This window comes from Acinetobacter sp. ANC 4862 (assembly GCF_004336635.1).
Lineage (GTDB): Bacteria > Pseudomonadota > Gammaproteobacteria > Pseudomonadales > Moraxellaceae > Acinetobacter.
In genome coordinates this window covers 1-7702 of record NZ_SJXH01000064.1, presented here as the reverse complement: position 1 = coordinate 7702, position 7702 = coordinate 1, and the positions used below count along the sequence as shown (strand labels likewise).

Annotated in this window: 4 protein-coding genes and 3 pseudogenes; 3 read left to right on the top strand and 4 right to left on the bottom strand. The window is 43.5% G+C overall.

From position 1 onward, the window contains the following. Together E0409_RS16240 and E0409_RS16235 are read left to right on the top strand one after the other, a co-directional pair. A partial coding sequence (locus E0409_RS16240) for an integrase core domain-containing protein (RefSeq protein ID WP_165541354.1) occupies nucleotides 1-170 on the top strand: 170 nt, incomplete at its 5' end. A 28-nt stretch (nucleotides 171-198) separates the two neighbouring features. Further along, nucleotides 199-591 (top strand): annotated as a pseudogene (locus tag E0409_RS16235) (transposase); the annotation flags it as partial. On the opposite strand, the pseudogene E0409_RS16230 reads toward E0409_RS16235, so the two are convergent. The 3 genes and pseudogenes from E0409_RS16230 to E0409_RS16220 all read right to left on the bottom strand — a co-directional run bounded on the left by E0409_RS16230 (nucleotide 548) and on the right by E0409_RS16220 (nucleotide 3616). Then, a pseudogene (locus E0409_RS16230) lies at nucleotides 548-1268 on the bottom strand (ion channel). The pseudogenes E0409_RS16235 and E0409_RS16230 overlap by 44 nt on opposite strands. Before the next feature lie 298 nt (nucleotides 1269-1566). Then, entirely contained in the window at nucleotides 1567-3282 is a 1716-nt protein-coding gene (locus tag E0409_RS16225) for a cation acetate symporter (protein ID WP_131292564.1), read from the bottom strand. A 1-nt stretch (nucleotide 3283) separates the two neighbouring features. Continuing rightward, nucleotides 3284-3616 (bottom strand): DUF485 domain-containing protein, encoded by a 333-nt coding sequence (locus E0409_RS16220; RefSeq protein ID WP_067725504.1) that lies wholly within the window; start codon nucleotides 3614-3616, stop codon nucleotides 3284-3286. A gap of 185 nt (nucleotides 3617-3801) precedes the next feature. Here E0409_RS16220 and E0409_RS16215 point away from each other — a divergent pair, with 185 nt between their 5' ends. Next, nucleotides 3802-7293, top strand: coding sequence for a hybrid sensor histidine kinase/response regulator (locus E0409_RS16215; protein ID WP_131292561.1), 3492 nt, complete (start codon nucleotides 3802-3804; stop codon nucleotides 7291-7293). Nucleotides 7294-7541: 248 nt separating this feature from the next. Here E0409_RS16215 and E0409_RS16210 read toward each other — a convergent pair. Then, nucleotides 7542-7702 (bottom strand): annotated as a pseudogene (locus E0409_RS16210) (IS982 family transposase); the annotation flags it as partial.

Below are 7702 nucleotides of genomic sequence, written 5' to 3'. Positions count from 1 at the left end.
AATATTTAAAAGCAGATTGGCAAGGTTTAGCAGATGTACAACTTGCGACACTAAACTGGGTAGATTGGTTCAATAAAGAACGTGTACATAGTGCGCTAGGTTATGTGTCACCTTTTGATTTTGAAGCAATGTACTATGATAAAATTAATCCGTTAGGTCAGGTAGCCTAACTTAAATAAACTGTCTCCGACAAACCCGGTACGGTTCAAAGTGATCTATCATCCAAAGAGCAAACAAATCATAGGGCTAGATATATCGAATGGCAGTCAGCATGACATTAAACTGGCAAGAAAAACGGTTAAGAAATTCAAACATTGTGAATATGTTATGACCGATTTAGGGTACTACGGATTAGAGCAAGATGGCTTTAAATTATTGATGCCAATAAAGAAAAAGAAGAATATACCCTTATTTGATGTTGAGAAAAAGTACAATAAAATGATTGGAAAAATACGAGTTGTGATCGAACACATCAATAGTCAATTGAAAACATTTAGAATATTAAGTGAACGCTATCGAAATAGACGGAAAAGATTCGGTTTACGCATTAACTTAATCGCTGCACTGGTAAACCGGATAAATTTTCAATAATGACTTTCGCAAGAGATCTAATATATTGCAGGGCAATTAAACGCGAAACAATCAGTGCCAAGTACATGACACCACAAAACATTTGTAGCACCGCCAGCACACGTGCAGGTGCACTCATCGGCATTAAATCAGACAGGCCTGTTGCCGACTGCAAACTGAAACTTAAAAACAATAAATCCAGCCATGTTTGTAAACCAGTCATATTGGGATTTTGAAAACTCCTCGGTACCAAAAGCTGACAAATGTTATATAAAAAGGCAAAACCCCAAGCAAGCAATGTAAATACCGCACCGGCAGCGAACAGTTCATCTCGAGTTAAATAACGATCTTCAAACATATAACGCAATAAACCATATGCGGCACTAAAATAGGCTGCAGCTTCGAAACCATGCGCAATCACTTGAAGCATGGGATGTTTTACACCCAATAAAATCAGTGAAGAAAAAATTACCGCACCACCGACAAAACTCAATCCTAAAATGGTAAACATCGGTGTTTGGCGAATGACTTTGGCGATCACCAGTAAAACCAAGACCCCCTAAAAGCCAGGTCAACGTCCGATAGGTCATACTGTAATTGCCTGCCACAGATAATATTAAAATGATAAATTGCAATAAGATCAGCCACGCTGAAGGTAATAAGCGGAAAATCTTCCAAACATCAATAAAGGCCTGCATTTACCACTCCAAGAGATTGCTGTTTTTTTATTATGCTGTTTTCTTTATTTTTCACCTGATCAACTTAGCATGAATTAAGCACCCTACCAGTGACACATTTGTATGAAAATCACCAAAAAATCATTAACAAATGCCCCCTAATTAAATTTTAACAATGAACTCCCCCCAAGACAAAAATCAAAATCAGCTTCAAAAACAAACTGATTGAATTTAAAAAACACTTTATCAATCATATATTGAATCTCTAGGCAATAAAAAAGTCCCCTCAGGGACTTTTTTATAGATTCAATTTTGAGTCTTAGTGATCAGATGCACCTGATGCGCCAATACCTGTCATTGAACGAACATACTGTGCGTCAAATGCCTTACGCTCTGCTTGTGCACGTGCTGAATTATCAGTCACAGAGAACAACCAGCAGCAGAAGAACGACAATGGCATAGCGAAGATCGCAGGACCGTTAAATGGATTGATTGGCGTATCAGAGATACCTAATGTATCCACCCAAACTGCTTTAGACAGCACAATCAACAGCACTGCAAGACCTAGACCCACGACACCACCAATGACCGCACCGCGCGTGGTTAAGCCTTTCCAGAACATTGACAATACAAGTACCGGGAAGTTGGCACATGCAGCCACCGAGAATGCCAAACCGACCATGAAGGCAACGTTTTGTTTCTCGAACAAAATACCCAAAATCATCGCAAAAATTGCAAGACCTAAAGTCGCAATTTTTGACATGCGAAGTTCAGATTCAGGAGTCGTTTGACCTTTCTTGAATACGTTTGCATACAAGTCATGTGAAATTGCTGAAGCACCAGACAATGTCAAACCTGCAACCACTGCAAGAATCGTTGCGAATGCCACTGCTGAAATGAAGCCCATGAACAAGTCACCGCCAAGCGCATCACTTAAGTGCACCGCAGCCATGTTGTTACCACCAACAAGCTCTAACTTGCCAGTCACTGCCATTTTCGCCACATCAAGGAATTGTGGATTGTTCGATACGTACATAATCGCACCGAAACCAATGATGAAGGTTAAAAGGTAGAAATAACCAATGAAACCTGTTGCAACAACCACTGACTTACGTGCTTCTTTGGCATCCTTCACCGTAAAGAAACGCATCAAGATATGCGGTAAACCGGCAGTACCAAACATCAATGCAAGACCTAAAGAGATTGCATCAAGTGGATTTGCGGCTAACTTCCCCGGCCCCATGATATTGCCGGCTTCTGCCAAAGTAATATCATGAACTTTAGAGAAGATATGAATCGATTGGTCAAACATTTCAGTGAAGCTAAAGCCCACACCTTTCATGACCATAAATGCCATGAAGCTTGCGCCTGAAAGTAACATCACCGCTTTGATGATCTGTACCCAAGTGGTTGCCAGCATACCGCCGAAAATCACATAAGCCATCATCAGCAAGCCAACGATGACAACAGCAATGTTGTAGTTCAAACCAAACAGCAGCTTGATCAGCTGTCCTGCACCGACCATCTGAGCGATGAGGTAGAATGCAACAACCACAAGTGAGCTCACAGCCGCCAAAGTACGAACTGGCTTTTCTGCCAAGCGGAAAGATACCACGTCAGATAAGTTGAATTTACCTAGGTTACGTAGACGTTCAGCCACCAGGAACAATACGATTGGCCACCCCACCATGAAACCAAGTGAGTAAAGTAAACCGTCAAAGCCTGAACTGAACACAAGTGCGGAAATACCCAGGAACGAAGCAGCTGACATATAGTCACCGGCAATCGCTAAACCATTTTGGAAACCTGAGATCCCACCACCGGCAGTATAGAAATCTGTCGTACTGGTGGTTTGCTTCGCTGCCCATTTGGTAATCACCAAAGTGAAAGCAACAAAAATCACAAACATGATGATTGCGTGCCAGTTGGTTGGTTGCTGCTCAGCAGCTCCAAGATCTGGGCCAGCCATGACCATACCCGACATGAGCAGCGTTGATGCTGCAAGGGCTTGAGCCTTCAATGAATTCCATTTCATATTAGTGCGGTCCTTTTTCATTCGCAATTGCTTCTACTTCTCTCATTGCTTCTTTTGTTAATGGATCTAACTTGTTGTTAGCAATATAGGAATACACACCACAAAGTAGAAATGATAATACGATGATGCTTAGACCCAGTGGCATGCCCCACGTTGTTACACCACCGCTAAAAGAACTCATTAAGAATTCTTTGTTATAACCGACCAGCAGCATGAAACCCACGTAGACGAACAACATAATTGCTGTAAGTGTCCAGCTCAGTGTGCTTTTTTTACTGACCATCTGTTTAAATTTTGGATTCTGTAGAATTTGCTCTACCTGTCTCTCATCCATAACCAATGCTCCTGTTTGTGCCCAGCCTTAGGCGCTATTTTTTAATTCGAATTATTACGTTGTATAACTTAACAATCTTGTTGGGTTGTTGTAATTAATACTTTGGTCGTTAAATTTTAACCAATTACACTGGTCAGATTACCAGATAGGGTATGATTACGATATAGTTTTACACTGTAGGCAATATGAACAGCTGGCTCATTATCGGGGTTCTCGCCCTCTATATCGCATTACTTTTTATCTGTGCCTTTTTTGGGGAAAAACACGCGAGTCGATTAAGTACCCGTGGTCGCATGCTCCTCTTTAGTTTGACTTTAGGGGTTTATTGTTCATCCTGGACATTCTATGGTGCGACCGGTGCCGCTGTTCGTGAAGGGATTATCTTCCTGCCGATTTATTTGGGACCCTTAATCTTTGTCGGGGTCGGTTATGATATTTGGCGACGCTTAGGTCGAGTACGTCAACATCATGCCATTTCCTCGATTGCCGACTTTGTTGCCGCGCGTTATGGCAAAAGTGGGACTTTGGCCTCCCTGGTCACTATTCTTGCCGTCATCGCGATTATTCCCTATTTGGCCTTGCAGCTTAGAGCCATTGCCTTAAGTGCTGCAGTGGTTTTGCAACAAGGTACAGGTATAGAAGGTACCACCAATGGTGTGCTGTTCTTAACTGGGATATTAGCCATTTTGGCCATGATTTTTGGGACCCGGCAAATTGCCAATACCGAACAACATGGCGGTTTAATGTTGGCCGTGGCATTTGAGTCCTTTGTTAAATTATTTGCTTTAATTTGTGTTGCGTTATTTTTTGTGTTTGATGCTCCCGGCAATCTGGGGCAAATTTCAAGTGATGTCGCAGATACCTTTAAAGAGGTGCAACTGTTTGGTGTACCGGAAACTTTTTGGGTACAAACGGTATTGGCAGCACTCGCAATCATTTGTTTGCCGCGCCAATTCCATGTGGCTGTGGTTGAACTACGCGATGAAAAACATATTCGTGGGGCGCGTCGCTGGTTTGCCACTTATCTGATCCTCACCACCATCGCGATTATTCCCATTGCCAGTTGGGCATTACATGCAGCACCGCACTTTTTAGCCATTCCCGATGTTGCCGTTCTCTCCTTACCGCTTAGTTATAACCAGGAATGGTTGACGCTATTGGCCTTCCTGGGTGGTTTTTCTGCATCAACCGGCATGCTGTTGGTGTCCTCTGTCGCTTTGTCGATCATGCTCAGTAATGACCTGATTATGCCGGCACTCTGGCGCACTGGCATACTTTCACGTCACGACAAACGTCTGCCTTTGGTACTGAAATTTACCCGCCGCATATGCATTTTAGCGGTCATGTTACTGGGCTTCCTGTTCTTCCATTTCTTTAATGACATTGACCAACTCTCTGTTTTTGGCTTGCTGGCATTTAGCGCGGTTGCACAATTCTCCCCTGCCCTGATTGGGGGACTCTATTGGCGTGGCGGCAGTAAACAAGGGGTCTATGCAGGTCTGATTACCGGCTTTGTAATGTGGGCATATACCTTGCTGTTACCGACGGTACTGCGTAGCTTACCTGCTGAATATAGCCAGTTTACCCAACAATTCCTGACTCTGGGACCTTTGGGTATTAACTGGTTACGTCCAGAAGCATTGCTCGGTTTTCAGTCTTTTGCAGCCCTGACCCACGGTGTGGTGTGGTCGTTAGGTCTGAATATCCTGCTCTATGTTTGGGTGTCTCGAATTTTCCGCCCAAGTATTGCAGAACAGATTCAAGCGGAAAGTTTCTTCTATTATGAAACCAAGCCCTTACCCTCGCATAGCACGACCAGTGATATTAATTACCTGCAACATGATGTGGCCCGTCTAAAAGTTGGAGATTTAATTGCCTTGGCCAAACGGATTACCGGTGAAGGTGCTGCCACCCAAGCCTTCCACCAATTCTGTGCGCAAAACAATGTCATCCTGAATGAAAACAGCAGTGCCAATGGCATGTGGTGGCGCTTCACCGAGCAATATCTGGCAGGAACCATCGGTTCAGCTTCTGCGCGCACCCTGCTCACTACGGCTATGGTGAATAATGGCTTAGCCCTCGGTCAGGTGGCGAATATTCTGGATCAGGCCTCACAGTGGCAGCGTTTTAACCAAAACCTGATCATGACCATGATTGACCATATGACCCAAGGAGTGAGTGTGGTTGATGAAAATATGTGTCTGGTGGCATGGAATAATCAGTACCTTAAACTGTTCGATTATCCAAAAGACATTGTCTATGTCGGTTGTCCAATTGCAGATTTAATTCGCTATAACGCAGAACGTGGTGAATGCGGTCCGGGTTCCGTTGAAGAACACGTACGCAAACGGATTCACTGGATGGCGATGGGTAGCGCGCATGAATTTGAACGGATCCGTAAAGATGGTCGGGTGATTCAAATGCGCGGTAATCCGATTGAAGGCGGTGGTTTCGTGACTACGTTTGCCGATATTACCGCGTTCCGTGAAAATGAAGCCATGCTTGAAGGGCGAGTTCAGGATCGAACCCAGCAGCTTGCCAATGCGCTTTCCGAGCAGCAGCTGGCACGCGAACAAGCTGACCGTGCCAATATGTCGAAAAGTCGCTTTATTGCAGCAGCCAGTCATGACTTGTTACAACCGATGCATGCTGCGCGTTTGTTCAGTACCGCTTTGGAACAAAGTGTTCAGTCGGATGAAGATCGCAAGACCCTGCAACAACTTGATCGTGCCTTGCATGGTGCAGAAAGCATGTTGTCTGCCCTGCTGGATATTGCGCGTTTGGAAGGGGGGACGATTCAACCGAAACGTCAAGCTTATCCCCTGCATGACTTGCTTAGTGATTTAGAACTGCAATTTAAATCGATTGCGGCACAACGCGGGATTAAATTCAGTGTGCATGATGCGCAATTCTGGATTGATACTGATCCGCAATGGATTCGCCGTATTATTCAAAACTTTGTCAGCAATGCATTACGTTATACCGCTAAAGGTAAGGTGATTGTCGGCGTTCTACGTTCTGCAGAAAAACCCAACAATATCCGTATTGGGGTTTGGGACACCGGTCCGGGTATTGCTGAAGAACAACGGATTAAGCTGTTTCAGGAGTTCGAACGTTGCGGTCATACCTCGCCTTGGGGTGAACAAGGTCTGGGACTCGGCTTGGCCATTGTACAACGCATGACCAGCATGCTGGACTACCCTGTACACGTCTATTCCGAATATGGCAAAGGCTCTTGCTTCATGATTGAAGTACCGATTGTGGAAGCACCAAAAGTGGTAGCCGCGCCAGTCCAGGCGATTCCGCTGAAAAGCAAAGCCTATAAAATTTTATGCTTGGATAATGATGAAACTATTTTGGAAGGGATGTCGACCTTGCTCACCAAATGGGGCTATCAAGTCTTCAAAGCCACCGAACCTGAACAGGCACTAGAACTGATTCAGCAAGAAAACATTCAGGTGTGGCTGGTCGATCAACATTTGAATAACGGTAAAATCGGTCTCGATTTCATTCTGGAAAATCGTCAAGAGCAAGTTCCTGTGGCGCTGATTACCGCAGATTCAGATCCTGAACTTCCACAACATTTGAAAGAACTGAATATTGTGCTGCTGAAAAAACCGTTAAAACCGGCATCGCTTCGGTCATGGTTATCAGGCTTAAAAATTTCCAGTCCTTAAGTCTAAACTGTAAAACCGGACGTCCATTTCAAATTGATGAAATGGACGTTTTTTTACATATATACATCTATGATTACGCGTACTGGCAATTTATTTTTTCATTTAGGCATAACGGTTCAAAAAGTCTTGTTTTAAGCTTCGTTACATTGACCAAAAACTCCAACCACGTATCTATGGCAAAGAACATCAAAATTCAAATATACACTTGTATAATTAGTTACAATTTAATAAGTTATTATTAACCCTAGTTACGGATAAGCTAAATTTCTAACGACATGAATTTTTGGCTTATTCTTCTGACAGAGTTGATAGGCACATAGAGAAGAAAATATGCCTGCTAGGAAACCGGAAATAGCCCGATGTTTACTGCTTACTAAATGGTATTTTTCTTTCAATAAGCCAATTAAAG